Raw genomic sequence first — 25728 nt, 5'->3', positions numbered from 1 at the left:
TGACCGTCACCGGGGGTGTCACTGCCACCCCCTACCATGGACGGCATGACTGCTACCGCTTCCCGCCGGGTCCTGCTCGCCGCTCCCCGTGGCTACTGCGCGGGCGTGGACCGTGCCGTGATCGCCGTGGAGAAGGCCCTGGAGCAGTACGGGGCACCCGTCTACGTCCGGCACGAGATCGTCCACAACAAGTACGTCGTGCAGACCCTGGAGAAGAAGGGCGCCATCTTCGTCGAGCAGACGGCGGAGGTGCCCGAGGGCTCCATCGTCATGTTCTCGGCGCACGGCGTGGCCCCGACCGTCCACGCGGAGGCCGCCGAGCGCGGGCTCGCGACCATCGACGCGACCTGCCCGCTGGTCACCAAGGTCCACAAGGAAGCGGTGCGGTTCGCCAAGGAGGACTACGACATCCTCCTGATCGGCCACGAGGGACACGAGGAGGTCATCGGCACCTCCGGCGAGGCCCCGGACCACATCACGCTGGTCGACGGCCCCGAGGACGTGGCGGGCGTCGAGGTGCGCGACCCGGACAAGGTCGTCTGGCTCTCCCAGACCACGCTCTCCGTGGACGAGACGATGGAGACGGTCGACGCCCTCAAGAACAAGTTCCCGAACCTGCTCTCGCCGCCCAGCGACGACATCTGCTACGCCACGCAGAACCGCCAGGTCGCAGTGAAGAAGCTCGCCGAGGACGCCCAGCTGGTCATCGTCGTCGGCTCCAAGAACTCCTCGAACTCGATCCGCATGGTCGAGGTCGCCCTCGACGCCGGCGCCCCCGCCGCCCACCTGGTGGACTTCGCCGACGAGATCGACGAGGCCTGGCTTGAGGGCGTCACCACGGTCGGTGTGACCTCCGGCGCCTCGGTGCCGGACGTCCTCGTCGACGGCGTACTGGAATGGCTGGCCGAGCGCGGATACGGCGATGTCGAGACCGTGAAGACGGCCGACGAGTCGATCACCTTCTCGCTGCCCAAGGAGCTCCGCCGCGATCTGCGCGCCGAGGCCGCCGAACTCTCGGGGAAGCGGTCCGGGAAGTAACCGGTACGCCTTCGGGTGAACGGGCCGGTGGGCGATCGGCGGCCATCGAGCGCCAAGCCGGGTCGGAGCCGGGCCGGGGAGTGCTGCCCGGCGTCCGCCCGTACCGTGGACGGCATGAAGGCCATGAGGAACGTGTTCGGAGTGGACATCGGCGGGTCCGGCATCAAGGGTGCCCCGGTCGATCTGGACCGCGGTGACCTGACGCGGGAACGCCACAAGGTACTGACCCCCCAGCCCGCCACCCCCGACGGCGTGGCGGGCTGCGTCGCGGAGGTCGTCGGCCACTTCGGCTGGTCGGGGCCGGTCGGGATCACCTTCCCCGGGGTCGTCACCGCGAACACCATCCGTACCGCGGCGAACGTCGCCACGGAATGGGTGGGCGTGGACGCGGCCCGCCTGCTCGGCGACCGGCTGGGAGGCCTGCCCGTCACCGTCCTGAACGACGCGGACGCGGCGGGCGTCGCCGAGATGCGCTTCGGCGCGGGCCGGGGCCGCAAGGGCTCCGTCGTCCTGCTCACCTTCGGCACGGGCATCGGCAGCGCGCTGTTCACCGGCGGCCGCCTGGTTCCCAACACCGAACTCGGCCACCTGGAACTGCACGGCCACGACGCCGAGAAGCACGCCTCGACCAAGGTCAAGGAGGACGAGGGTCTGAGCTGGCAGCACTGGGCACACCGGGTCCAGAAGTACCTGGCCCATGTGGAGATGCTGTTCTCGCCCGAGCTGTTCATCATCGGCGGCGGAGTCAGCCGCAAGGCCGAGAAGTTCCTGCCCCTGATCAAGGGCATCAAGGCCGAAGTCGTCCCGGCGGAGCTCCAGAACAACGCGGGAATCGTGGGCGCCGCGATGGTGGCGGCGGGCGGCTGAGGCCAAAGGGGCCCGCAAGCCCGCACCGGCCTGTGAACGTGAGACGCGTCCTCTACCGTCGGCCGGGGCTGCGCCGCCGCCCCATCAGCCGTACTTTCCGTACGGTGGCGACCACCCCGGCGACGAGCGTGCCGGCGTACAGCCAGCCCGCGTGCAGAGCGAGCGAGGTGATGACGGCCATGGCCTGGCCGCCGAAGCCGTCGGCGCCGCCCGCGATCGGGATGATGCCGACCATGAAGGCGATGGGTACGCAGATCGGCGCCGTCACCAGGTCGGCGGGCCGCACCCAGAGCGCGGTCACCGCGCTGACCGGCAGGAACACCACTCCGTACACCACGGGTGAACCGTCGAAGAGCAGCGAGTCGAGCCAGGCGAGCACGAGCATGAGGGCCGCGGCGAAGAGCCCGCCGCCGAGGCCGGTGAGGCGGGGGGAGGGCAGCCTGCGCAGCGCGAGGACGACGGGCGGGACCCGCCGGGTGCGCCCGGCCACCCGGTAGACGGCGGCGCTATCCGCGCTCGCCGCGGCTCCGGCGGGCGCGCCCAGTGGCGCCCGGGAGGGCCCCGGCGCCGATGTCCGTGCTCGCTGTCCGTGCTGCGGGGTGCGCGTCCTGTATTGCTCCACCGCACCAACGTAGGTCGCAACAGGGCACGAACCACTCGCGGGACACGCCCTTTGGGTGAGGTTGGCCTCGCGTTCGCCGGTCCGGGGCCGTCACGCGCGGTATGGCGCGCCCGTAAACTGGTGGGCGGTCCACCTCCGGACCGTCCTTTGCCCTCGTACCGGGAAGTCGCCACGTGTCGCTCACGATCGGAATCGTCGGTCTGCCGAATGTCGGCAAGTCGACCCTGTTCAACGCCCTGACCAAGAACGACGTACTGGCGGCCAACTACCCGTTCGCCACCATCGAGCCGAACGTCGGCGTCGTCGGCGTCCCCGACGCCCGCCTCGGCAAGCTCGCCGAGGTCTTCGGCTCGCAGCGGATCCTGCCCGCCACCGTGGACTTCGTGGACATCGCGGGCATCGTGCGCGGCGCCAGCGAGGGCGAGGGCCTGGGCAACAAGTTCCTCGCGAACATCCGCGAGTCGGACGCGATCTGCCAGGTCATCCGTGCCTTCAAGGACGAGAACGTCGTGCACGTCGACGGCAAGGTGTCCCCGAAGGACGACATCGAGACGATCAACACCGAGCTGATCCTGGCCGACCTCCAGTCCGTCGAGAAGGCGGTCCCGCGCCTCACGAAGGAGTCCCGCCTCCAGAAGGACAAGATCGCGGTGCTGGCCGCGGTCGAGAAGGCGCAGAAGATCCTCGAAGCGGGCGAGACGCTGTTCTCGGCGGGCATCACCAAGGGCACCGAGCAGGGCGACCTGCTGCACGAGCTGCACCTGCTGACCACGAAGCCGTTCCTCTACGTCTTCAACGTGGACGAGGACGAGCTGGTCGACGAGGACTTCAAGAACGAGCAGCGCGCGCTGGTGGCCCCGGCCGAGGCGATCTTCCTGAACGCGAAGATCGAGTCCGAGCTCATCGAGCTGGACGACGATGAGGCCCTGGAGCTTCTCCAGTCCATGGGCCAGGAGGAGCCCGGCCTCGCCACCCTCGGCCGCGTCGGCTTCGCCACCCTGGGCCTGCAGACCTACCTGACGGCAGGCCCGAAGGAGACCCGCGCCTGGACCATCCCCCAGGGCGCGACGGCCCCCGAGGCGGCCGGAGTCATCCACACGGACTTCCAGAAGGGCTTCATCAAGGCCGAGGTCATCTCCTTCCACGACCTGATCGAAGCGGGCTCGGTGGCGGAGGCCCGCTCACGGGGGAAGGCGCGCATGGAGGGCAAGGACTATGTGATGCAGGACGGGGATGTTGTGGAGTTCCGCTTCAACGTCTAGCGGGTGACTTGCCGCCACGTCGCTGATCTTGCACACGTGCAGGTCACCAGGGGCTCGACCTTTCGGGGTCGGGCCCTTCGTTTTCCCTGTGCTGGGATGGTGCTGGGATGCCAGTGTGGCTCCCGTGCTGGTTCGTGGGCCGCGGCTCCGGAGGGCAGCCGAGCAGCCCGCGATCGATCTCGGTTGCTGTGGCCCACCGTGGCGTCTCGAGCTCGTTCGTCCCCCTCCGCTCCTCCTCGCCTCTATCAGAGTCAGCGCCGTAGCGAGTGAGGGCCTTGCCCAGGTCTCGCGGTAGGAACGGCCCCCTGACGTGGAGTGCGGGGAAAGGGAACGCCCAGGCCGATGGCCTCCGGTGGGATGCCGGCCTCAGCCCTGTTTCGCACGGTGGGCCCAGCGCTGCAACGGCCCCCGAAACGCAAGTCCCTGACTTGTTGATGGCGAGCGGCGACTGGCGAGGCCACCCACTAATGTCTATGTTACTAACGTTGTCGTTAGTAACATGCGGAGGTCGACCGACGTGGTGGATTTTGTAGGACGTCGGCAGGAGCTGGCGACGCTGGAGCGACAGCTGCAGAACGTGGCGTCAGGGGTTGGCGGGGAGCGGCCCGGTCGGTGCGTGATGTTGCGTGGGCGGCGACGGGTGGGCAAATCGCGATTGGTCGAGCGTTTTGCGGAGCGCTCCGGAGCGCCGTTCTTGTTCTACGCGGCGACCGGCGCGTCCTCCAGGGATGATCTGGCACGGCTGGCCCGGGATGCCCAAGCATCGACGCTGCCGTTGGCAGGGCTGGTGGCTGCCGCGCGGCCGGAGAACTGGGATGCCGCGTTCGATGTGCTGGCCGCGGCGCTGCCCGCCGACCGCGCGAGCGTCCTGGTTATCGACGAAGTGCCGTACCTGATGGATGCCGATGGCGCCTTTGAAGGGATGCTGCAACGCGCCTGGGACCGGGTGCTGGAGACCAAGCCAGTGCTGCTGGTCCTCATCGGCTCCGATCTGTCGATGATGGAGGCTCTGAACAGCTACGAACGTCCTTTCCATCAGCGCGGCCGGGAGATGGTGCTAGGACCACTGAACCCTGCCGAGGTGGGGCAGATGCTCGGGTTGGAACCGGCGGAAGCCTTCGACGCCGCGCTGGTCACTGGCGGGCTGCCCCTGATCTGCGCGGATTGGCCGCGGGGCGCAGGGCTGTGGGACTTCCTCGGTGAGGAGCTGAGCGACCCGGTCTCGGCCTTGCTGGTGTCCGCCGAGCGTTCGCTGGCTGCGGAATTTCCCCCGCAGGCTCAGGCGCGTACGGTGCTGGCGGCTATCGGCAGTGGAGAGCGGACCTTCACCAACATCGCTCGTGCAGCCGGCGGGATCGGGGCCACGCCGCTGCAGCGAGCGCTGGAGCTGCTCACGGACAAGCGGATCGTCGCTGCGGAGCTACCCGTATCGCTGCGTCCGTCGAAGGATCGCCGCTACCGGGTGACAGATCCCTACCTGCGGTTTTGGCTGCACTTGCTCGGCCCCTCCATGGAGGAGATCGAGCGGGGGCGGGGCGATCTCACTTTGGCGCGGATCCGGGAGAGCTGGACCAGTTGGCGCGGCCGGGCGGTTGAGCCGCTCATCCGCGAGGCGCTCGCCCGGCTACTGCCCGACGACCGGCTCCCCGCAGCCCCCGCAGTGGGTGGCTACTGGACCCGCACCAATGATGTCGAGATCGACATCGTTGGTGCGGACCGTGCCCCCATTGCCAAGGAGCTGCTCTTCCTTGGCTCCATCAAGTGGCTGGAGCAGTCACCCTTCGACCGGCACGACCTGGCAACTCTTCATCGACACCGGGCCGCCCTCACCGAAGGACCCGTTCCGCTCGTGGCGGTCTCGCGCAGCGGCGTCTACTGTCCGGGCCTCGATGCCACCTACGGCCCCGGCGATTTGCTGACCGCTTGGCCGCTGTGAGTAGTGGATTGCAGGCGAGGCGTGGGGGTTGGTGAGCGCGATCAGGTTGAACAGACGTTGCGGAGAGGTCCCTTGGGCTTCGGCACGTTGCCGACGCTGGTGTGCAGTTCGGCGATCCTGAGTCCTCTTGATCCCTCATCGCAGATGTTCCTGTCGGGCGAATTCGCTCACCTCTCAGGGGCTTGTCCTGGACCGTGCGACAGGGATTCCGTAAGGATGATCTTCCCGCGTCGAAGCCTTGCTGCCAGATTCTGGGTGGAAGGTAGGAGATTGTGAACGCCTTGCAGGACAATGTGATCGTCTAGGATCGCGAAACTCCTCGGCCCGAGGGGCGACGGTGCCGAGTCTGGTTGGGTCAACGCCGGGGGCCGCAAGACCACTTGGCGCCGGGCACGCGGTTGGCGGTCCCGAGGTGGGCCGTCCTTAGCGGAGGATCAGCCATGCAGCGCCCCATACGCGCCTTCTGGGTCATAACTCCCGGGCACGGTGAGATAGTTGCTTCGGCCTGCCTGCCTGCTCGCCCGTCTGCCCTCGGTGAGGCCACTGGCGGCAACGCCGTAGTACGGACCTTGTATTCGGCCGTGAGCCGCGGCACGGAATCCCTCGTCTTCAACGGCCGCGTGCCCGTCAGTCAGTACGCGGCCATGCGCGCTCCTTTCCAAGGGGGCGACTTCCCCGGCCCCGTCAAGTACGGCTACCTCACCGTCGGCCAGGTCGAGGTGGGACCTGATCAACTGGTCGGCCGGAACGTATTTTGCCTACACCCCCATCAGACCCGATTCACCGTCCCGGCCGAAGCTCTCGTGCTCGTTCCCGACACGGTGCCACCCGAGCGCGCCGTACTCGCCGGCATCGTCGAGACCGCACTCAACGCGCTGTGGGACGCCCCGCCGCGCATCGGTGACCGCATCGCGGTGGTGGGCGCGGGCCTCGTCGGCTCCTGTGTGGCCGCCCTACTCGCCCGGTTTCCCGGCCTCCGCGTGGAACTCGTCGATGTCGATCCGGCCCGCGCGGACATCGCCACGGCGCTGGGAGTGGGATTCGCAGATCCGGCGCGGGCGGCGGACGACTGCGATCTCGTCTTCCATGCCAGCGCCACCCAGACCGGACTCGTACGCTCGCTGGAACTCCTGGCCTCGGACGGCTCCGTGGTGGATCTGAGCTGGTACGGCGACCAGTTGATAGCTCTTCCGCTCGGAGAGTTCTTCCACTCCCGGCGCCTGGCACTGCGCAGCAGTCAGGTCGGCGCCATTGCGCCGCAGCGCCGTGGTCGGTACACGCTCACCGATCGCCTCGGCCTGGCGCTCGGCCTCCTGAACGACCCGCTCTTCGACGTATTGATCACCGGTGAGTCTGCCTTCGACGAACTCCCGCAGGTCATGGCAGAGATCGCCTCCGGCCGACTGCAGGGACTCTGCCACCGGATCCGCTACGAGGACTCCGATTGACAGCACCGTACGACCCGTACCGACTGCCCCAAGCCGATATCGATCTTCTGGAGAAGTCTTGTTCACCGTCACGGTTCGCGAGCACCTCATGATCGCCCACAGTCTCCGCGGTGAGGTCTTCGGGCCCGCGCAGCGCCTGCACGGAGCGACGTACCTGGTCGACGCGACCTTTGAGCGCGAGGTGCTGGACGCCGACAACATAGTCGTCGACATGGGGCTGGCCGCCACGGAGCTGCGCGGGATCGTCGCTGCGCTGACCTACCGGAACCTCGATGAGGACCCCGCCTTCGCCGGCACCAACACCACCACGGAGTTCCTGGCCAAGGTCATCGCGGACCGCCTCGCCGGCCGGGTCCACGAGGGTGCTCTCGGCGCGGGTGCCCGAGGTCTGGCCGGAATTTCGGTACAGCTCCACGAGTCGCACATAGCGTGGGCGAGCTACCGCCGGGCGCTCTGATCGCCGCCATGGCCATACGCCCCTACGTGCTGCTGTCGGCCGCAGTCTCCGTGGACTTCCACCTGGACGACGTGGCTCCCGAGCGGCTCGTACTCTCCAACGCCCAGGACCTCGACCGCGTCGACCGTGAACGTGCCAATTCCGACGCCGTCCTCATCGGTGCTACCACCCTGCGCAAGGACAACCCGCGCCTGCTGGTGAAGAGCGCGGGAAGGCGCGCACGGCGGCTGGCAGCCGGTAAGCCGGAACATCCGCTGAAGGTCACGGTCACCGGGTCCGGCGAACTGGGCGCCGGTCTGCCGTTCTGGCACTGCGGAGGCGAGAAGTTGGTCTTCACGGTGGATGCCGCTGAACGCAAGGCCCGCCGCGTCCTGGGAGCCGTCGCCGATGTCGTCAGCACCGGGCCCGTCCTGGACTGGCACCTGGTTCTCGACGAGCTCGGCCGGCGCGGCGTGGACAGGCTCCTCGTCGAAGGGGGCGGCTCGGTCCACACCCAGTTCCTGGCGCGGAACCTGGCCGACGAACTCCATCTGGTCATCGCCCCGCTGCTGGTGGGCGAAGCGGCCGCGCCGACGTTCCTGGCCCCGGCGGCGTATCCCGGTGGTCCCACGGCCCGCATGAAACTCCTGGAGGCACGCCCGATCGGCGACGTGGTGCTGCTGCGCTACGCCCCCAAATGCCGCCTATAGGAGCGCTTTTCGGTGACGGGCGGCCGAAGGCCTGTTATCCCACATGCAGTTGACCAAACCTGGGCCTGATCGGCGCGGCATGGGCCGGTCGGTATGGAGTGGGGGACAGATGGACGACGCGATGGAACTGGCGGACATGATCGCTCAGTTGCGGGACGAGCTGGCCGGGCGATGGCGGCCGGGGACGGTGAGGGCCTGCGCTTCCAGGCGGAGCGGCTCCAATTGGAGCTGACCGTGGGGGTGGAGCGGAGCCGCGAGCCGGGGGCCAAGGTGCGGTTCTGGGTGTTCGACGTGGGCGCCACCGCGCGCAGCGCGAACACCACCATGCAGCGGATCACGCTCACCCTGTTGCCCGTGAGCGGCGACGCGCCCGACCGGCCCGCGTTGATCTCGGGCACTGAGCTGCCCGATGAGGACTGATCCGGCGGTCGGCGCCCCCGGACTCGACCCCCACCGCATCGCCGAGATCATTGTCGCGACGGGCGGTGGCAGGCGGCGCGGTTCCGGTTACCGGATCTCCGACAGCGCCGTCCTCACCGCCGCCCATGTGGTCGCCGGTGCCGCCGTTGTACGCGTACGGTGCGCTGCGCCGGCTCCGCGACGAGCCCCGCGCCGAATTCGCGCGGCTGTGTGCGATCCCCGACCCGGCGGCTCTGCCGCTCGCCGCGCCCGGGGGGTCGCACGAGGCGGGGGCCCGCGCGGTGCGGGTGGTCGGGGTGCGACGACCGCCACGACCTGTCCGCCACCACTGCCGCGCGCGCCTCGGCCGCCCTCCAGATCGCCGGGGCCTCCCAGGAGGCAGCGGCCTGCTCCCTGGCCGAGGCGGCCCGCGCCCTGCCCGCCGCACCGCAGGCCGCCGCCGACGCGCTGACCCGGGCAGCCGCATCCCTCGACGGCAACGCCGAAGTCGTCGCCCCCGCATGGCTGGTCGCCCGCGCGGGGCAACTGCGCGAGGGGTAGACGTCCACCGCGGTGTGTACGCGGCTTCAAGGTGTGGTTGCCGCAGGGGTGCGTACGGGACAGAGCCCGTGGATTCCTGCCCCCGCGCGCGAAAGCGGCGCACCCCGTGCCACGGTGCGCCACTTCGGCTGACTGGAACGCGTCGCGCGTCGCTTCAGATGTCGTAGTCCTGGTCGAATCGGTCCTGCGCTTCCTGCTGGGCGCGCGTGGTCTCGTCCTGGGCCTTTTCCTGGGCCTGGCGGGCCCGCTGCTGGGCCTCATCCTGCTTCGAGCCCGTCGCCTGCTTGGCCTTGTTCTTGAGCTCCTGCGCCTTGTCGTCGGACTGGTTCTTGATGCCCATCGAGGTTCACTCCTACTGGGGTGTGAGGGGGCGGGGCCGGGGTCGTTCCCTCGGCTTGCCGGGCCACGACCAGCCTGGCATGGAGGAACATCACGCGCATTTTTGGTGATTACGGACAGTTCTTGGCGTGTGGCCGGTGTCTCCGGAATCGCGGCGCTCCAGGGCCTCGGATGCTCCGGGCCCGCACCGCGTAGGTAGGCTCAAGGTCCGTGATCGACTTTGCGCTTCCCTCTCGGCCCCTCCGCATCGCCACCGCCCAGGCACAGGCCGTCTCCGGAGAGGTCGACGTCAATGTCCAGGCCGTGGCCCGGATCGTTTCGGCCGCCGGTGACGGCGGGGCCCGGGTCGTGGTGTTCCCGGAGAAGTTCCTCAGCGGGTACGAGCCCGAGCTCATCCGTGACGATCCCGAGCGGTGTGCCGTACGGCCCGACGACCCCCGGCTCGCCCCCATAGTCGACGCCTGCCGGGCGAGCGGTGTCACAGCCGTCGTCGGCGCCGCGGTACAGGACGGCGCCGAACTGTACGTCTCCGCCCTCGTCATCGACGGCACCGGGATCCGCGGACGCTACGACAAGCAGACCCTGTTCAAGTCCGAGCAGGCCGTCTACCGGCCGGGGTCCGCCGGTGCCACCCTCGAAGTGGACGGCTGGCGGCTGGGGTTGGGGGTCTGCTACGACTCCGGGTTCCCCGAGCACGCCCGCGCGGCAGCGCTCGATGGCTGCCACGCGTACGTCGTCGGCGCGCTCTTCAGCGAGGGCAACGGGTACCACGAGTCGCGGATCTGGTTCCCGGCGCGGGCCTTCGACAACACCGTGTACGCCGTCCTCGCCAACCACATTGGTGAGACCGGGGGTTGGCGCACCTGCGGGAGCAGCGCGGTGTGGGGGCCGGACGGACACATCGTCGCCGAAGCGGGCTTCGCGGCCGAGGAAGTCGTCTTCGCCGACCTGCTCCCGGAATCCCTGCGCGCGGCCCGCGAGGCGGAGCCCATGTTGCGCGACCTGCGCGACACCAGCTCCGCGCCGCGCTCGCTCCTGCGGGCGTTCGCCCCGCACCACTCCCTCGGTGGCACCTCCCCGAGCTAGGCGGCCCCGTCCCGCCAACAGGATGCCGGGCCGCCCGCCACCGGGACCACCCCGGCCCTGCTCCCGCCGCCGAGCCCGGCACCGCTCGACCGCCCCGAGCCCGGCCCTGCTTGCCCGCCCCGGACCTGCTCCACCGCCCCCTCCCTCCCTCGCCGCCCGCGTACGATGCGCATTCGCGCAGCAGTTCGTACTGAACGGTTCGCAGCGTGCCGTTCGGCAGGTCGATGAGGAGCACCGCACCCGTGGAGATACCGCCGCCGCCCGCGCCTGGGCAGCCCCAGCAGCCGCAGCCGCAGCCGGGGCCGGGGTACGGCTGGCCGCAGCAGAACCAGGTGCCGGGGGGGTATCCGGCTCCGCCAGTGAACACCGGGCCCTGGTACCCCTACCCCCCGGCCCCGCAGCAGCCGCCCCTCAGCGGTCTGGCGATCGGCTCCCTGGTCGCCGGGATCCTGTGCTGCGTACCCCCGCTCGGTCTGGTCCTGGGCGCGGTCGCCCTCGGGCAGATCAAGAAGAGGGGGCTGCGCGGCAAGGGCATGGCCATCACCGGGATCGTGTTCTCCACGATCAGCACGATCCTCATGGTCCTCGCGATCGCCACCGGCGGTCTCGCCAGCAGTTGGCGGGACTTCAAGTCCGGCTGGAACGAGTCCTCGACGGGCACCGGCTCGAAGTCCCGCAGCACGCTCGACCTGCACTCGGGCGACTGCTTCGACGTGCCGGGCGGCAAGCTGGATCGCGAGGTCGCCTCCGTACGGATCGTGCCGTGCGCGGGTGCGCACGACGCGGAGGTCTCCGGCACGTTCCGGCTCGCCGCCAACGGCGTCTATCCGGGCGAGAGTGCGATCTCCGCCGAGGCCGACGCCAAGTGCTGGAACCTTGAGCAGGCGTACGCCATGGACAGGTGGAAGATCCCCGCCGAGGCCGGGCCGTACTACTACACGCCGAGCGCGCAGAGTTGGGGCCTCGGCGACCACACGGTGACCTGCGCTTTCGCCGCGCAGGGCGGGAAGCTCGAAGGGTCGGTGCGCAACGACGCCTCGACGCTCGACCGCGATCAGATCGCCTTCCTGAAGTCGGCCAACGCCTTCGACCGCGTGATGGCGAAGGCCCCCGACGAGGACCGGGCCGAGGACGACCTCCCCGGATTCAGGACATGGGCCCGCCAGACCTCCGACGTACTGGCCCAGCAGACGAGGCAGTTGGACGCGCAGGGCTGGTCCGCCGGGCACCTCGACGCGGTGCGGCCCTACATCGCCGGGCTGAAGACCGCGCAGAAGGAGTGGGCGAAGGCGGCCGACGCCCCCGACGCGAACGCCTTCTACCTGCACTCCGGGGCGGCGGACAGGGCGATGAAGCAGTCCACCGAGATCGCCGCGCGCGGCGCGCTGGGCCTGGCGACGACCCCGCCGGCCACCGACGACGCCCCCGGCGGCAGCGGCGACGGCAGCGAGGGCGCCAGCGGCGGTCCTTCCGAATCGGGTGGGTCGGGGTCCGGTTCCGGTGGATCTTCGGGGTCCGCCGGCTCGGGGTCCGGCGGCAGTTCCGGAATCGGCGGTTCCAAAAGCGTCTGAGAGCGCTTCGAACAGGGCAGTACCTATCCGCTGGACCGCGGGTACGCCCTGGGTATCGGCGAATCATCACTTCGGGTGAATGTCTGGCCTTTGCTTGCGGTCCGAAACCCACGGTTGCCACGCTGTAGCAGACTGTCAACCTGATGGGAGTGGCCAGTGACTTTCGGTGAGCAGCCGGCCTATCTGCGCGTAGCCAGCGATCTGAGGCAGAAGATCGTGAGTGGTTCGCTGCCGCCGCACACCCGTCTCCCCTCGCAGGCCAGGATCCGCGAGGAGTACGGGGTTTCGGACACCGTGGCCCTGGAAGCGCGCAAGGTGCTGATGGCCGAGGGGCTGGTCGAGGGCCGGTCCGGCTCGGGTACGTATGTGCGCGAGCGCCCGGTGCCGCGCCGGATCGCCCGCTCGGGCTACCGGGCCTCCAGGGGGGCGACCCCGTTCCGCCAGGAGCAGGCCGAGGAGACCGCGCGCGGCACCTGGGAGTCGTCCAGTGAGCAGGAGGGAGCGAGCGCCGAGATCGCCAAGCGGCTCGGCATCCGCCCCGGCGACCGCGTCATGCGTACGCGGTACGTGTTCCGGGACGCGGGCGAGCAGATGATGCTGTCCACGTCGTGGGAGCCGCTGGCCGTCACGGGGCGCACCCCCGTGATGCTGCCCGAGGAGGGTCCGCTCGGCGGCTGCGGGGTGGTCGAGCGGATGGCCGCGATCGACATCGTGGTGGACAACGTGGTCGAGGAGGTCGGCGCGCGCCCGGGGCTCGCGGAGGAGCTCCTCACGCTCGGCGGGGTTCCCGGTCATGCCGTCCTGGTCATCGAGCGGACGTACTACGCCTCGGGGCTCGCGGTCGAGACGGCCGATGTCGTCGTCCCGGCCGACCGCTACCGGGTCTCGTACCACCTGCCGGTGAAATGAGCCGATGTCGGTTTCCCGGCCGACCTGTTCCGGGACCGGCTCCGCGACCGCCCGCCTGACCCTCCCGTCGTCCGTCGTGGGGGCCGTCCTGGTGAGCCGATGCGGCCTCAACTGCCCTGATGTCAGGGTGAGTTGTGCGTATCCGTGGAGTTCGTGGCGCGGATGAAGGGGGCGCACCCCATGGGTACGCCCCCTTCGCGCATGCCGCCGATGACCGAATTCGTATCTCTTTGTGCAAACACGTATCCGCTCAGTAAAGGTCAGGCGTACGCTCGGGCATATGCGGAATGCGGTTTCCTGGGGAAGCTCACTGACCTGCACGCCGATGCCGGGAGAGATGCGATGAACGACAGTGGCGCTGTGCTCATCTGGCAGGTGATCCGCCAGGACGACAACGGCAACCAGTACCGCGTCGGCAAGTACGCCACGCAGGACGAAGCCCAGCACATCGCGGACAGCCTCGATCACCGCGGCCACAAGCAGCTCTACTGGGTCGAGCGGATCGGGGCGCCCGCCCAGCAGTAGCCCGGGACACGGCTCCCGGGCCCGAGCCGCCGGCGGCAGCGCCCCCATGACGCCCCCGATGAGGGCGATGCGGGGCGCGCGTTACGCTCCGGCGCATGAACCAGACCGTCGTGGTGGCCGGAGCCGTCTATGACCAGGGGCGCCTGCTCGCCGCCCGTCGCAGCGCCCCACCCGAGCTGGCCGGTCGCTGGGAGCTGCCCGGCGGCAAGGTGGAACCGGGCGAGAGCCCGCCGCAGGCCCTCGTGCGGGAACTGCGCGAGGAACTCGGCATCGAGACCGAGCCGCTGGAGCGGATCGCGGGGGAGTGGCCGCTCAGGCCCGGACTCGTCCTGCACGCCTGGACCGCGCGGCTGATCGATGGCGAGGCCAGGCCGCTCCAGGACCACGACGAACTGCGCTGGCTGGCGCCCGACGAGGCCGACGCCGTCGACTGGCTGCCCCAGGACCGCCCTGCGGTGGCGGAAGCGATGCGAATCCTCGAAACTTTGCGCCGTTAGTACTACGATGCGCCCCACTTGGGGATAGTCAGTCCCAAATACCGGGTATGTGGCTATTAATCGTTCCAAAACCCGCGAACCACCGGATATCGGGTGATCGGCGTGATCGACACCTCGGGCGAGTGTGCCGAGTGGACCTTCCCTGCTGAGCCGGGAGCCGTACGGACCGCCAGGTACGCCGTCCGGGACGCGCTGCACGGCTGGGCCCTCGACGCCATGGCCATCGATGTGGCCGTGCTCCTGGTCAGCGAGCTGGTGACGAACGCCCTGCGGCACGCGTCGGGGCCCATCGGGGTCCGCCTCGACCGGCTCGACGACGACACCCTCCTGGTGGAGGTCTCCGATCCGCTTCCGGACGCGCCCGTGGAACGTGTGGCGGCCATCGACGACGAAGGCGGCCGCGGCATACAGCTCGTGGCCTGTTCCGCGCAGCGCTGGGGGACCCGTCGGGGCAGAACGGGCAAGACCGTGTGGTTCGAGCTGGCTCTGCCTGGTTAGAAGGAGGGAGGGACGGACGATCACAACCCCCGGACGGGAACCGGCCGACAACGGCTGGAAAAGAACGAGACCGGGATGTGATCGTGAACGCCGTGCCAGCTGGGGCCGTAGTACTGAATACTGCGGTCAAGGCCGGTCCGGTGCGGTGAGCTGGAGGGGACGGTCGCGTGAGCGAGATACCTGAGACGGCTGGCGATGTCGTGTGGCAGAGCAGTCCGCCTGGCTCGATCTATGACTACATTCGCGTCGCGTCGTTCTCCATCGGGCCCGACGGACTGATCGAGCAGTGGAGCCTGCGAGCCGAGGAACAGTTCGGCCTGGCCGCATCCGCCGTGATCGGGCGCGATCCCGTCGAGGCGTTCATGCCCCCCGAACTGCGCCCGCGCGGCCACCGCCGGGTCGCCGAGATCCTGGACGGCAGGGAGTGGACGGGCGTCGTCCCGTTCAGCCTGCCCGCGCCCGAGGCCGGCCCGCACCCGCAGGGTCTCGCCGAGCTCTACGTCATGCCGAGCCGGACGGCCACCGACGAGCGCGCCGCGCTCTGCATCGTCGTGGACGTACGGGCCCTGCGCGGGATCGAAACCGACCTGGCCGCCTCGCAGGCCATATTTGGTCAATCTCCTTATGGATTCCTGTTGTTCGGTACGGACCTCACCGTGCTGCGCGCCAACCAGCGGTTCGCCACCGTCTTCGGCGGCGCCCCCGAGGAGCACCGTGGTCACACCGTTCACGACTACCTCTCCCGTCCCGAGGCCGAGCGGATGTCGGCCGCCCTGCGCCGGGTCCTGGACACCGGAGAGTCCGTCATCGACCTCCAGATCGTCGGGAACGCGCCGGGCGGCAGCGACCGCCGGCACTGGTCGATCAACCTCTACCGGGTGCACAGCGGCACCGGCCGGCCCATCGGCGTCGCCGGGCTCGGCATCGACGTGACCCGCCGTCACAACGCGGCCCGCGAGGCCGCCGACGCCCGCCGCAACCTGGCCCTCCTCAACGAGGCGGGCGCCCGGATGGGCAACTCCCTCGATCTGGAGACCACCGCCCGCGAATTGCTCGACATCACCGTCCCCGGCTTCTGCGACCTCGCCTCGGTCGACCTCTTCCAGAGCCTCCTCGCCGGCGAGGAACCGGCGCCCGGCCAGTCCGACGGGCGCGCGGAACTGCGCAGGGTCGCGGTCGCCAGCGCCGTCCCGGACGGCCCGCTGGCCGGCGGCCCGGGTGGCGAGGGCGACAAGGACGGCGACGCCGAGCGCGCGGGCCCGGTCGGCGTCGGCGACCTGCACCGCTACCGCTTCCACTCGCCGTACGCGCGGGCCCTTCGCACCGCCCGCGTGCACACCGTGTCCGGCGCGGACGGCAGCCTTGTGCACACCACGCTCGCCGTCCCGATGGTCGCCCACGACACGGTGGTGGGCCTGGTCCAGTTCGCCCGCGCCAAGGGGAGCGAGCCGTTCGGCGAGCGCGACCGGGCGCTCGCCACCGAGCTCGCCTCGCGCGCCGCCGTCTGCATCGACAACGCCCGCCTCTATCGCAGGGAACACGAACGGGCGCTGATCCTCCAGCGCTCCCTGCTCCCGCCCGGCGACCCCGAGGCCGCCGGGCTCGACATCGCCTGCCGCTATCTGCCCGGCAGTGCGGAGTCCGAGGTGGGCGGCGACTGGTTCGACGTCATCGAACTGCCCGGCCACCGCACCGCGCTCGTCATCGGCGACGTCATGGGGCGCGGGCTGCGGGCCGCCGTCGCCATGGGCGAACTGCGCACCGCCGTAAGGACGTTGGCACTGCTCGACCTCGAACCGGCCGAGGTGCTCTCACACCTGGACGAGATCGCCCGCGGCCTCGGCGCCCCCGGAGGCACCCAGCAGACCCCGCGCGTCTCCCACAAATCCCGCGACGCCGACCTCTCCGAGGTGTACCTCGCGACCTGTGTGTACGCCGTCTACGACCCGGTCACCCGCAGATGTACGTTCGCCAACGCCGGCCATCTGCCGCCCGTCCTGGTCGAGCCGGGCGACGACCCGGGCGAGCCCGCCATGCTCCTGGACGTGCCGCCGGGGCTGCCGCTCGGTGTCGGCGGCGAGCCGTTCGAGGAGGTCGAGGTCGACCTGCCCGAGGGCGCGCTGCTCGCCCTCTACACCGACGGCCTGGTCGAGTCCCGTGACCATCCGCTCGACGAGGGGCTCAACGCCTTCCGTAAGACCCTCACCGACCCGGACCGGCCCCTTGAGGACGTCTGCGACCAGGTGCTCGGCTCGCTCGACACCCGGCACGGCGAGGACGACATCGCCCTGCTGCTGGCCCGCATCCAGGGCCTGCCCGCGGACGCGGTCGGCGACTGGCGGCTGCCGCGCGAACCCCGCTCGGTGGGCCGGGCCCGCGAACTGGCCCGCACCCAGCTGCTCGCCTGGGACCTCGACGGCCTCGTGGACACGACGGAACTCCTGGTCAGCGAACTCGTCACCAACGCCCTGCGCTACGGCGACGGCGAGATCAGGCTCCGGCTGCTCCGCGACCGTACGCTCGTGTGCGAGGTGTGGGACGCGGGCCTGGTGCAGCCCAGGCGGCGCAGGGCGCGCGATACCGACGAGGGCGGCCGCGGCCTCCAGCTGGTCGGCCTGCTCAGCGCCGCCTGGGGTGCCCGCCGCACCCCGCGCGGCAAGACGGTCTGGTTCGAACTCGCCCTGCCGGACGGGGAGTCGGGCCCGGTGGAGCTGACGGAGGAGCAGATCCTGAGCATGTTCTGAGCGCGGGCCACCCCGGCCGTTCGGCTACGGGGCCCGGGTGGTCGCTCGCGAGGTCGCCCCTAGCCCCGTCGGCGCGTCCGGGGTGGCTGACCCTGCCCGGGGGTGGTGCGGGTGTGGGTACGCCGCTTCCTCTTGACGTGTGTGTACGCGGCCGAGGCGACCGCCACGACGACCACGGCGACGGGCAGCACCAGAGCACTGGCCGAACTCCCGAAATCGTGGCCGCTGTTGGCGAGGGCGGGGTTGGCGCAGACCAGGCTCCAGCACAGCGCGGCAAAGCTCCAGCACAGAGCGGCGAGCGCGCCCAGGACGGCACGGCACCGGGCTCTTCCGAGGGACGGCGTCACGGTTCGAGCGTATGGCTGAAACAGAACACCGGCGACCGGAAAGCGCCCTGTACCGCATCCTGCTGGGGTATCAGGGAGTCCGCCGTCGGGCGGGGTCGGGCCGGTGCTGGCAGGGGCGCGGGGAACTGCGCGAGCGACCCCGCATGGTCCTCAGGCCAGAGGTGTCCGTCAGGGAGTCCGCCGTCGGGCGGGGTCGGGCCGGTGCTGGCAGAGGCGCGGGGAACTGCGCGACCAGGCACCCACGGTCCGCAGGCGATCGGCCGCGATTCAGCCCTCCGGCGAGTCCCTCCGGCGTGTGCGGAGCGGGGTCGCAGGGGCGGCGCCATTGAGCGGGGGGCCGCTAGGCTGGGAAGCCGGGCGGCGTAGGAGAGAGGCACGCGTGGGGATACGTACCTGGTGGGGCGGCCGGGGCGGGCGGTGGACCCGGCGCACACTGTTCGCGGCGGCGCTGGTCGTCGTCGTCACCGTTGCCACCGCCGGAGTGGCGCTCCGCGCCCAGTACGCCGGCGTCCCCGGCGACGACACCCGCACCCGCGGCCAGGACGCGTACTGGCTCGGGCACGCCTGGGTCGACGGCCGCAAGAGCGACAAGGACCTGGACGCGTTCGCGGCGAAGCTGCGCGGCAGCGGCATCCGCGACCTGTTCGTGCACACCGGGCCGCTCGACCACGACGGCACCCTGCCCGCCGCCCGCTACCCCAAGGCCCGCTGGCTGGTCGACGGCGTGCACCGCAGGCTGCCGAACGTGCGGGTACAGGCCTGGCTCGGCGACCGGCTCGCCAGTGAGCAGCCGGTGGGTCTGCGCCTGAAGGACACCGCGACCCGTAGCGCCGTCGTCACCTCCGCGCGCCAGGTGCTCGACACCGCCCGCTTCGACGGCGTCCACTTCGACCTGGAGCCGCTGCCCTCGGGCGACCGCGACTACCTGGCCCTGCTCGACTCGCTGCACGCGCTCACCCAGCCGCGCGGCGCGCTGCTCTCGGTGGCCGCGCACCAGATAGACCCGCTGCCCGCGCTGCACTCGGCGGCCGACAGCCTCACCGGCCACGGCAAGTGGTGGTCGCAGGCCTACTTCGGCCAGGTGGCCCGCCGCGTCGACCAGATCGCCGTGATGTCGTACGACACGGCGATGCCGGTACAGAGCCTGTACGGCGGCTACGTGGCCCGCCAGACCGCGCTCGCCCTCCAAGTCACCCCGAAACAAACCGACTTGCTCATGGGGCTGCCCTTCTACGAGGACGAGAGCATGTCCCACCACGGCTCCGCCGAGACGGTGGAGGCGGCCGTGCGGGGCGCCCGCCTCGGCCTGGCCCGCACCGACCGCCACCGCCAGAACTTCGGCGTCGCCCTGTACGTCGACTTCGCCGAGCGGGACCAGGACTGGGCGGCCTACCGCAGGGGTTGGAGCTGACGCGCCATCACGTTTCCCGTCGGCGGATCCGGTCGCCCAGCCACACCAGCGGGTCGTACTTGCGGTCCACCGCCCGCTCCTTCAGCGGGATCAGCGCATTGTCGGTGATCTTGATGTGCTCGGGGCACACCTCCGTACAGCACTTGGTGATGTTGCAGTAACCGAGGCCGTGCTCGTCCTGCGCGGTCTTCTTGCGGTCCAGGTTCACCTCGGCGGCAGCGTCCAGCGGGTGCATGTCGAGTTCCGCGACCCGCATCAGGAAGCGCGGGCCCGCGAAGGCCGCCTTGTTCTCCTCGTGGTCGCGCACCACATGGCAGGTGTCCTGGCACAGGAAGCACTCGATGCACTTGCGGAACTCCTGCGAGCGCTCCACGTCGATCTGCTGCATCCGGTACTCGCCAGGAGCCACCCCCTTCGGCGGGACGAACGCCGGGACCTCGCGCGCCTTGGTGTAGTTGAAGGACACGTCGGTCACGAGATCACGCACAACGGGGAACGCACGCAAGGGAGTTACCGTGATCGTCTCCTGACGTGCGAACACCGACATCCGCGTCATGCACATCAGCCGCGGCCGCCCGTTGATCTCCGCGCTGCACGACCCGCACTTGCCCGCCTTGCAGTTCCAGCGGACCGCGAGGTCGGGCGCCTGGGTCGCCTGGAGGCGGTGGATGATGTCCAGGACCACCTCGCCGTCGTTCACCTCGACCGTGAAGTCGGTCAGCCCCCCGCCGTCGCTGTCGCCCCGCCAGACCCGGAAGCTCGCATCGTACGTACTCACTCGTACAGCTCCTCTTCGGCGAGGTACTTGACCAGCTCCTCCTTCTCGAAGAGGGAGAGCAGGTCGGCACGGATGGGGTGGGTCTCTTCCCGGGCCAGTCTGATCTGGCCGCGCACCGCTTCGGTGGGCGCCAACCCCTCGGTGGGGTCGGCGAGTTGGCACAGCAGGTTCACCCGGCGCCAGGCGCGGTCCATCGCCGGCCAGTCCTCGCGAGTGTGGCCGCCGCGGCTCTCGGTGCGCTCAAGGGCGGCCCGCGCCACGCACTCGCTCACCAGGAGCATGTTGCGCAGGTCGAGCGCGAGGTGCCAGCCCGGGTTGAACTGGCGATGCCCCTCCACCCCGGCCCGCCGGGCCCGCGCCCGCAGCTCGGCGAGCTTTCGCAGCGCCTCGTGCATCTCGCCCTCGCGGCGGATGATGCCGACCAGGTCGTTCATGGTCTGCTGGAGTTCCTGGTGCAGGGTGTACGGGTTCTCGACGGGGGAGCCGTCCTCGGGGGCCTCGGCGCTGAACGGCCGCAGGGCCTCGGCGGCCGCCGTGTCGATCTGGATCTCGTCGACGGCCGGGCGCGCGGCCAGCGAGGCCGTGTACCGGGCGGCGTGCAGCCCGGCCCGCCGGCCGAACACCAGCAGGTCGGACAGCGAGTTGCCGCCGAGCCGGTTGGAGCCGTGCATGCCACCCGCGACCTCGCCCGCCGCGAACAGACCGGGCACCCCGCGGGCTGCCGCGGAGTCGGAGTCGACGGCGATGCCGCCCATCACGTAGTGGCAGGTGGGCCCGACCTCCATCGCCTCGGCCGTGATGTCCACGTCCGCCAGCTCCTTGAACTGGTGGTACATGGACGGAAGCCGGCGCCGGATCACCTCGGCGGGCATCCGGGTCGACACGTCCAGGAAGACACCGCCGTGCGGGGAGCCGCGACCCGCCTTCACCTCGGAGTTGATGGCGCGGGCGACCTCGTCGCGGGGCAGCAGCTCGGGGGGACGCCGGTTGTTGTCCGGGTCCTCGTACCAGCGGTCGCCCTCCTCCTCGGACTCCGCGTACTTCTCCTTGAAGACGTCCGGCACGTAGTCGAACATGAAGCGCTTGCCCTCGGAGTTGCGGAGCACCCCGCCGTCGCCCCGCACCGACTCGGTGACCAGGATGCCCTTCACCGACGGCGGCCAGACCATGCCGGTGGGGTGGAACTGCACGAACTCCATGTTCAGCAGCGGCGCCCCGGCGAGCAGCGCCAGCGCGTGGCCGTCGCCCGTGTACTCCCACGAGTTGGAGGTCACCTTGAAGGACTTGCCGATGCCGCCGGTCGAGAGCACGACCGCGGGGGCCTCCAGGACGAAGAACCGTCCGCTCTCGCGCTCGTAGCAGAAGGTCCCCGAGACCTGGCCCTCGGCGTCCTTCAACACCCGTGTGACGGTGCACTCCTGAAAGACCTTCAGACGCGCCTCGTAGTCACCGAACTCCCTCTTGTCCTCCTGCTGAAGGCTCACGATCTTCTGCTGGAGGGTGCGGATGAGCTCCAGTCCGGTGCGGTCGCCGACATGGGCGAGGCGCGGGTACTCGTGGCCGCCGAAGTTGCGCTGCGAGATCCGGCCGTCGGCGGTGCGGTCGAACAGGGCGCCCCAGGTCTCCAGCTCCCACACCCGGTCCGGGGCTTCACGGGCGTGCAGCTCGGCCATCCGCCACTGGTTGAGGAACTTCCCGCCACGCATGGTGTCGCGGAAGTGAACCTGCCAGTTGTCGCCCGAGTTGACGTTGCCCATGGAGGCGGCGATGCCGCCCTCCGCCATGACGGTGTGGGCCTTGCCGAACAGGGACTTGCAGATCACCGCGGTACGGGCGCCGCGCTCCCGCGCCTCGATGGCGGCCCGCAGACCGGCACCGCCCGCGCCCACCACGACGACGTCCCACTGCTGCCGTTCCAGCTGAGTCATTCAGGATGCCTTCACTAGAAGAACCTCGGATCGTCGAACGCCCCGGTGGCGAGGAGGTACACGTAGAAGTCGGCGAGCGCCACACTGATCAACGAGGCCCAGGCCAACAGCATGTGACGCTCATTCAGCTTTCCGACCCAGCCCCAGAGCCGGTAGCGCACCGGATGCTTGGAGAAGTGCCGCAGCCGGCCGCCGATGATGTGCCGGCAGGAGTGGCAGGACAGGGTGTACGTCCAGATCAGCGCGATGTTGACCAGGAACACCAGACTGCCGAGCCCCATGTGGCCCCACCGGTAGTGCTCGTCGCGGAACGAGAGCACCGTGTCGTACGTCAGGATCCCGGCGACCAGGACCGCGAAGTAGAAGAAGTACCGGTGGACGTTTTGCAGGATGAGCGGGAAGCGGGTCTCGCCGGAGTACTTCTTGTGCGGCTCGGCGACCGCGCAGGCGGGCGGTGAGGCCCAGAAGCCCCGGTAGTACGCCTTGCGGTAGTAGTAGCAGGTCAGCCGGAAGCCGAGCGGGAAGATCAGGATGAGGAGCGCGGGGGACAGGCCCCACCAGCTGCCGAAGACCTCCGCGTTCGGGCCGTGCCGCATCGGTGCGCAGTTGTCGGCCAGGCACGGGGAGTAGAACGGCGAGACGTAGGGCGCGTGGTAGTAGTCCGCGTTCGCGAACGCCCGCCACGTCGAGTAGACGACGAACGCGAGCAGTCCCGCGGCGGTCACGGCCGGCGCGAGCCACCAGCGGTCGGTGCGCAGATGGCGGGGCGCGATGGCGGCGCGCGACGGGCCGTGGACGCCGGTGCCGCCCGGCGCCGCGGGAGAGGGTTCCGTGCCTGTGGCCAAGAGTGGCTCCAGTGGAAGTCAGGGGGCGCGCCGGCCGCGGGTCCGGGCGCTCCCGAGCCCTTCGTCGTCCGCGTCGGTCCAGAGCGAGGTGTCGTACGGGGTGTCGGAGATGGTGACCAGGTCGGGGCGGGCGGTGGCGGTGCCGGGCGGGGCCGCCTCGCGGAGCAGCGCGAGAGACTCGCGCAGATGGTCGGCGTCGGTCCTGACCCGCCGGATGTCCAGGCCGCTCTCGACCTGTCCTTCGAGCCGTCCCACGGCGCGCACCAGGTCGTCGAGGCAGCGCTGGGCTGCCGTCAACTCGTCCTGCAGGGACATGACTTGCCTGCCTTTCGCCGGAGCGGGTGGCAATGCTCATGCGCCTGAGAGTGTCGCGCCTCACGTACGCGGTTGTGAAGGTGCGTGCACGGGGTTGTGGGGTTGCGGATTGTGCTCGCGCGCCCTATGGGAGGTCCGCCCGCCGGGTGCGTTCGGCCGCATGGGTGGGGTTCGGGGGGCGCTGCGCCGTGTCGCCGCCCCGGGGGCGGGCCCGTCCTCTTCAGTGGCTGGGATACGTGTGATCATCGCGAAATGCCATCAAATCCCATAAATCTGACGAAGAGGTACAAGCCATGTCCCACGTCGGTGACTCGAACGGGAGGGCGGCCCGGATCGTCGCGGCGATCCGGACCGCCGCCTCCGTCCGGTCGCGCTCACTCGCCCTCCTGACCAGCGGTGTGCTCGCGCTTCCCGTGCTGACCGGCTGCGGCTCCGCCGACAGCGGAGCCGCGGGCGCGGCGCCCCAGGACATCGGGGTCGCGAGCCGGGAGCACGTCGCCGACGGAGGCACCCTGAAGTGGGCCGTCGACGCGATGCCCGAGACGCTCAACGCCTTCCAGGCCGACGCCGACTCCGCCACCCAACGGGTCACCCAGGCGGTGCTGCCCGCCCTGTTCACCCTGGACGAGCGAGGGCGCCCCCAGCGCAACGCCGATTACCTGGAATCCGCCGAAGTCGTCCAGCGTGAACCCAAACAGGTCGTGCTCTACAAGCTCAACCAGAAGGCGGTGTGGAGCGACGGCCGCGAGATCGGCGCCCCCGACTTCGTCGCCCAGTGGCGCGCGCTCAGCGGCAAGGAGTCGGCGTACTGGACCGCCCGCAACGCCGGGTACGAGCGCATCGAGAAGATCGAGAAGGGCGCCAACGACCTGGAGGTCAAGGTCACCTTCGCCAAGCCGTACGCGGACTGGCGATCGCTGTTCAGCCCGCTCTACCCGAAGGACGTCACTGGCACCCCCGACGCCTTCAACGACGGCGCCCGTACCAAGCTGAAGGCGACCGCAGGACCGTTTCGCCTCAAGGACGCCGACCGCGCCAAGGGCACCGTCACGCTGGACCGCAACCCGCGCTGGTGGGGACGCCCCACCAAGCTGGACACCCTGGTCCTCCAGGCCGTGCCGCGCGACAAGCGGGCCGCGGCGCTCGCCGACGGCAGCGTCGACCTCGCCGAGATCGACCGCTCGGACGCCGACCGCATCAAGCTCGCCGAGCACGACCAGGGCGGCCAGGCCCTCACCCACGGCCCCGGCGCCGCCATCACCCCCGCCTCCGCGCTGCGCTCCTGGGCCATCGCGCACAGCGACGACGACAAGGCCGAGGAGGAGCGCGCCGCCCGCAAGGAGCAGACGGCGGCCATCGAGAAGTACGCCGTCGAGCAGAGCGCGCTGCGCGGCTTCACCATCCGCAAGACCCTGGAGCCCGCCTACACCCAGCTCGCCCTGAACGGCGCCTCCGGGCCGCTCGCCGACGAGCGGGTCCGGCGTGCGGTGGCCCGCGCCATCAACCGCAAGGAGCTCGCCGAGGACGTACTCAAGCCGCTCGGCCTGCCGGCGCGGCCGCCCGGCAGCCATCTCGCACTGGCCGGGCAGGAGGCGTACACCGACAGCAGTGACGCGCTCGGCAGCAACGACACCCAGGAGGCGCGCGCGCTGCTCGCCGACGCCGGGTGGACCACCGCCGGGGCCCGGCAGAAGCCCAAGGACGACGCCGCGAGGGCGGGCAGCAATCCCGAGGGCGCCGAGGGCGAGACCGACGACAGCAAGCGCGAGGCGAGCGGGAACCACCCCAACGACGAGGGCACCTACATCGTCGGCGACGACAAGCCGGGCAGCTCGGGCAGCGGCGGCGGAACGGGTACGCACGTGCTCGCGCCGGGCAGCTCCGCGGCCCTCCAGAAGGTCGCGCTGCTGCGCCAGGCCCAGGTCTTCGACGGCGAGTCCCCCGAGCAGGCGAACAAGGCCAACGACAAGCGCACCAAGACCGAGGCCCGGCAGAAGGGCGGCGCCCCCGGCGCGTACGCCCCCCAGGGCACCGCGGCGCCCGCCGCCGGCGGCCCGCTCGGCAAGGACGGAAAGCCGCTCACCCTGCGCTTCGTCCTCCCGTCGGGCCCCGGCTCCCAGGCGCTGCGCACCGTGGGGGACCGGATCGTGGCGATGCTGAAGGGGGTCGGCATCAACACCGAGGTCGTGAAGGTCGCCGACGACAGCTACTTCAAGGACCACATCGCCTCGGGCGACTTCGACCTGGCGCTCTACTCGTGGCCGGGCACCGCCTACCCGGCCACCGACGACCGGCCGATCTTCGCCAAGCCGGAACCCGCGGCGGACGGCTCGCTGCTCGTCGAGCAGAACTACAGCCGGGTCGGCACCGACCACATCGACCAGCTCTTCGAGCAGGCGGCCGGTGAGCTGGACGAGGACGAGGCCCGCGAGCTGGTGCAGAAGGCCGACGCCAGGATCTGGGCGGCGGCCGGCTCCATCCCCCTCTACCAGCGTCCTCAGCTGGTCGCAGTGAAGCCGAACGTCGCCAATGCCGGTGCCTTCGGCTTCGCCGCCCCGCACTTCCAGGACATCGGCTTCAAGAAACCGGAAACGGTGCCCAACAGCTCGGCGAACAGTAAGAAGTAGTCGCGTAAGGAGAAGAAGAACCAGCAGGT

The 25728-nt window shown here is 70.3% G+C and carries 25 protein-coding genes; 18 read left to right on the top strand and 7 right to left on the bottom strand.

What is annotated here, in order from left to right; all coding sequences use genetic code 11:
* Positions 1 to 36 precede the first annotated feature (36 nt).
* Together OG522_RS13815 and ppgK are read left to right on the top strand one after the other, a co-directional pair.
* Entirely contained in the window at positions 37 to 1038 is a 1002-nt protein-coding gene (locus OG522_RS13815; protein ID WP_443074696.1) for a 4-hydroxy-3-methylbut-2-enyl diphosphate reductase, read from the top strand.
* A gap of 123 nt (positions 1039 to 1161) precedes the next feature.
* On the top strand, positions 1162 to 1905 hold the full coding sequence (gene ppgK, locus OG522_RS13810) for a polyphosphate--glucose phosphotransferase (RefSeq protein ID WP_443074831.1): 744 nt from the start codon (positions 1162 to 1164) through the stop codon (positions 1903 to 1905).
* A gap of 52 nt (positions 1906 to 1957) precedes the next feature.
* Here the strand turns inward: ppgK and OG522_RS13805 are convergent, their stop codons facing one another.
* A complete protein-coding gene (locus OG522_RS13805; RefSeq protein WP_329467577.1) occupies positions 1958 to 2395 on the bottom strand; it encodes a DUF6542 domain-containing protein in 438 nt (145 codons plus the stop codon).
* A 305-nt stretch (positions 2396 to 2700) separates the two neighbouring features.
* Between OG522_RS13805 and ychF the strand changes: the two genes are divergently transcribed.
* From ychF to OG522_RS13770, 7 genes are all read left to right on the top strand, one after another.
* Positions 2701 to 3789, top strand: a complete 1089-nt coding sequence (gene ychF, locus OG522_RS13800; RefSeq protein WP_329463273.1) for a redox-regulated ATPase YchF — start codon at positions 2701 to 2703, stop codon at positions 3787 to 3789.
* 517 nt (positions 3790 to 4306) lie between these two features.
* Positions 4307 to 5725: an ATP-binding protein gene (locus OG522_RS13795; RefSeq protein WP_329467576.1), complete on the top strand. Its 1419-nt coding sequence runs from the start codon at positions 4307 to 4309 to the stop codon at positions 5723 to 5725.
* A gap of 440 nt (positions 5726 to 6165) precedes the next feature.
* The gene (locus tag OG522_RS13790) at positions 6166 to 7173 is read left to right on the top strand and encodes a zinc-dependent alcohol dehydrogenase (protein WP_329463272.1); all 1008 of its coding nucleotides are present in this window, start codon (positions 6166 to 6168) and stop codon (positions 7171 to 7173) included.
* A 58-nt stretch (positions 7174 to 7231) separates the two neighbouring features.
* The gene (locus OG522_RS13785) at positions 7232 to 7630 is read left to right on the top strand and encodes a 6-pyruvoyl trahydropterin synthase family protein (protein WP_329463271.1); all 399 of its coding nucleotides are present in this window, start codon (positions 7232 to 7234) and stop codon (positions 7628 to 7630) included.
* Between the two features lie 8 nt (positions 7631 to 7638).
* On the top strand, positions 7639 to 8319 hold the full coding sequence (locus OG522_RS13780; RefSeq protein WP_329463270.1) for a RibD family protein: 681 nt from the start codon (positions 7639 to 7641) through the stop codon (positions 8317 to 8319).
* Positions 8320 to 8490: 171 nt separating this feature from the next.
* Positions 8491 to 8739 carry a trypco2 family protein gene (locus OG522_RS13775; RefSeq protein WP_329463269.1) on the top strand — a complete coding sequence of 83 codons (249 nt, stop codon included), beginning with the start codon at positions 8491 to 8493 and terminating at the stop codon, positions 8737 to 8739.
* Between the two features lie 210 nt (positions 8740 to 8949).
* A complete protein-coding gene (locus OG522_RS13770; RefSeq protein WP_329463268.1) occupies positions 8950 to 9279 on the top strand; it encodes a hypothetical protein in 330 nt (109 codons plus the stop codon).
* Positions 9280 to 9433: 154 nt separating this feature from the next.
* On the opposite strand, the gene OG522_RS13765 is transcribed toward OG522_RS13770, so the two are convergent.
* Positions 9434 to 9619 carry a hypothetical protein gene (locus OG522_RS13765; RefSeq protein WP_329463266.1) on the bottom strand — a complete coding sequence of 62 codons (186 nt, stop codon included), beginning with the start codon at positions 9617 to 9619 and terminating at the stop codon, positions 9434 to 9436.
* 209 nt (positions 9620 to 9828) lie between these two features.
* On the opposite strand from OG522_RS13765, the gene OG522_RS13760 reads away from it, so the two are divergent.
* The 7 genes from OG522_RS13760 (at position 9829) to OG522_RS13730 (ending at position 17448) form a co-directional block, all read left to right on the top strand.
* A complete protein-coding gene (locus OG522_RS13760) occupies positions 9829 to 10704 on the top strand; it encodes a carbon-nitrogen hydrolase family protein (RefSeq protein ID WP_329463265.1) in 876 nt (291 codons plus the stop codon).
* A gap of 242 nt (positions 10705 to 10946) precedes the next feature.
* Positions 10947 to 12275, top strand: a complete 1329-nt coding sequence (locus OG522_RS13755; protein ID WP_329463264.1) for a DUF4190 domain-containing protein — start codon at positions 10947 to 10949, stop codon at positions 12273 to 12275.
* 156 nt (positions 12276 to 12431) lie between these two features.
* The gene (locus OG522_RS13750; protein WP_329463263.1) at positions 12432 to 13184 is read left to right on the top strand and encodes a GntR family transcriptional regulator; all 753 of its coding nucleotides are present in this window, start codon (positions 12432 to 12434) and stop codon (positions 13182 to 13184) included.
* Positions 13185 to 13526: 342 nt separating this feature from the next.
* Positions 13527 to 13709: an SPOR domain-containing protein gene (locus OG522_RS13745; protein ID WP_329463262.1), complete on the top strand. Its 183-nt coding sequence runs from the start codon at positions 13527 to 13529 to the stop codon at positions 13707 to 13709.
* Between the two features lie 95 nt (positions 13710 to 13804).
* A complete protein-coding gene (locus tag OG522_RS13740) occupies positions 13805 to 14206 on the top strand; it encodes a (deoxy)nucleoside triphosphate pyrophosphohydrolase (protein ID WP_329463261.1) in 402 nt (133 codons plus the stop codon).
* Between the two features lie 93 nt (positions 14207 to 14299).
* Complete coding sequence (locus OG522_RS13735) at positions 14300 to 14704, top strand: ATP-binding protein (RefSeq protein ID WP_329463260.1); 405 nt, start codon at positions 14300 to 14302, stop codon at positions 14702 to 14704.
* 167 nt (positions 14705 to 14871) lie between these two features.
* Complete coding sequence (locus OG522_RS13730) at positions 14872 to 17448, top strand: SpoIIE family protein phosphatase (protein WP_329463259.1); 2577 nt, start codon at positions 14872 to 14874, stop codon at positions 17446 to 17448.
* Positions 17449 to 17507: 59 nt separating this feature from the next.
* Here OG522_RS13730 and OG522_RS13725 read toward each other — a convergent pair whose 3' ends face one another.
* Entirely contained in the window at positions 17508 to 17795 is a 288-nt protein-coding gene (locus OG522_RS13725; RefSeq protein ID WP_329463258.1) for a hypothetical protein, read from the bottom strand.
* A 385-nt stretch (positions 17796 to 18180) separates the two neighbouring features.
* On the opposite strand from OG522_RS13725, the gene OG522_RS13720 reads away from it, so the two are divergent.
* The gene (locus OG522_RS13720) at positions 18181 to 19206 is read left to right on the top strand and encodes a glycosyl hydrolase family 18 protein (protein WP_443074830.1); all 1026 of its coding nucleotides are present in this window, start codon (positions 18181 to 18183) and stop codon (positions 19204 to 19206) included.
* Between the two features lie 7 nt (positions 19207 to 19213).
* Here the strand turns inward: OG522_RS13720 and OG522_RS13715 are convergent, their stop codons facing one another.
* From OG522_RS13715 to OG522_RS13700, 4 genes are read right to left on the bottom strand one after another with little or no spacing between them, the layout of a single operon-like run.
* Complete coding sequence (locus OG522_RS13715; protein ID WP_329463257.1) at positions 19214 to 19984, bottom strand: succinate dehydrogenase/fumarate reductase iron-sulfur subunit; 771 nt, start codon at positions 19982 to 19984, stop codon at positions 19214 to 19216.
* On the bottom strand, positions 19981 to 21912 hold the full coding sequence (locus tag OG522_RS13710) for a fumarate reductase/succinate dehydrogenase flavoprotein subunit (RefSeq protein ID WP_329463256.1): 1932 nt from the start codon (positions 21910 to 21912) through the stop codon (positions 19981 to 19983). The genes OG522_RS13715 and OG522_RS13710 overlap by 4 nt, the downstream gene beginning before the upstream one ends.
* 14 nt (positions 21913 to 21926) lie before the next feature.
* Positions 21927 to 22757 carry a hypothetical protein gene (locus OG522_RS13705; RefSeq protein WP_329463255.1) on the bottom strand — a complete coding sequence of 277 codons (831 nt, stop codon included), beginning with the start codon at positions 22755 to 22757 and terminating at the stop codon, positions 21927 to 21929.
* A gap of 18 nt (positions 22758 to 22775) precedes the next feature.
* Positions 22776 to 23072, bottom strand: coding sequence for a hypothetical protein (locus OG522_RS13700; protein WP_329463254.1), 297 nt, complete (start codon positions 23070 to 23072; stop codon positions 22776 to 22778).
* A gap of 293 nt (positions 23073 to 23365) precedes the next feature.
* On the opposite strand from OG522_RS13700, the gene OG522_RS13695 reads away from it, so the two are divergent.
* The gene (locus OG522_RS13695; protein WP_329463253.1) at positions 23366 to 25699 is read left to right on the top strand and encodes an ABC transporter family substrate-binding protein; all 2334 of its coding nucleotides are present in this window, start codon (positions 23366 to 23368) and stop codon (positions 25697 to 25699) included.
* Positions 25700 to 25728 lie beyond the last annotated feature (29 nt).

The sequence above is a fragment of the Streptomyces sp. NBC_01431 genome (assembly GCF_036231355.1).
Taxonomy (GTDB): domain Bacteria; phylum Actinomycetota; class Actinomycetes; order Streptomycetales; family Streptomycetaceae; genus Streptomyces.
The sequence above is the reverse complement of the archived record's forward strand: the minus strand, read 5'-3'. Positions and strand labels throughout refer to the sequence as shown.

Bases quoted from the DNA above. Each gene is read 5' to 3' on its own strand.
- OG522_RS13740 (WP_329463261.1), top strand. From the start codon at position 13,805: ATGAACCAGACCGTCGTGGTGGCCGGAGCCGTCTATGACCAGGGGCGC.
- OG522_RS13815 (WP_443074696.1), top strand. From the start codon at position 37: ATGGACGGCATGACTGCTACCGCTTCCCGCCGGGTCCTGCTCGCCGCT.
- ppgK (WP_443074831.1), top strand. From the start codon at position 1,162: ATGAGGAACGTGTTCGGAGTGGACATCGGCGGGTCCGGCATCAAGGGT.
- OG522_RS13775 (WP_329463269.1), top strand. From the start codon at position 8,491: ATGGCGGCCGGGGACGGTGAGGGCCTGCGCTTCCAGGCGGAGCGGCTC.
- OG522_RS13695 (WP_329463253.1), top strand. From the start codon at position 23,366: ATGTCCCACGTCGGTGACTCGAACGGGAGGGCGGCCCGGATCGTCGCG.
- OG522_RS13745 (WP_329463262.1), top strand. From the start codon at position 13,527: ATGAACGACAGTGGCGCTGTGCTCATCTGGCAGGTGATCCGCCAGGAC.
- OG522_RS13780 (WP_329463270.1), top strand. From the start codon at position 7,639: ATGGCCATACGCCCCTACGTGCTGCTGTCGGCCGCAGTCTCCGTGGAC.
- OG522_RS13765 (WP_329463266.1), bottom strand. From the start codon at position 9,619: ATGGGCATCAAGAACCAGTCCGACGACAAGGCGCAGGAGCTCAAGAAC.
- OG522_RS13790 (WP_329463272.1), top strand. From the start codon at position 6,166: ATGCAGCGCCCCATACGCGCCTTCTGGGTCATAACTCCCGGGCACGGT.
- OG522_RS13710 (WP_329463256.1), bottom strand. From the start codon at position 21,912: ATGACTCAGCTGGAACGGCAGCAGTGGGACGTCGTCGTGGTGGGCGCG.
- OG522_RS13700 (WP_329463254.1), bottom strand. From the start codon at position 23,072: ATGTCCCTGCAGGACGAGTTGACGGCAGCCCAGCGCTGCCTCGACGAC.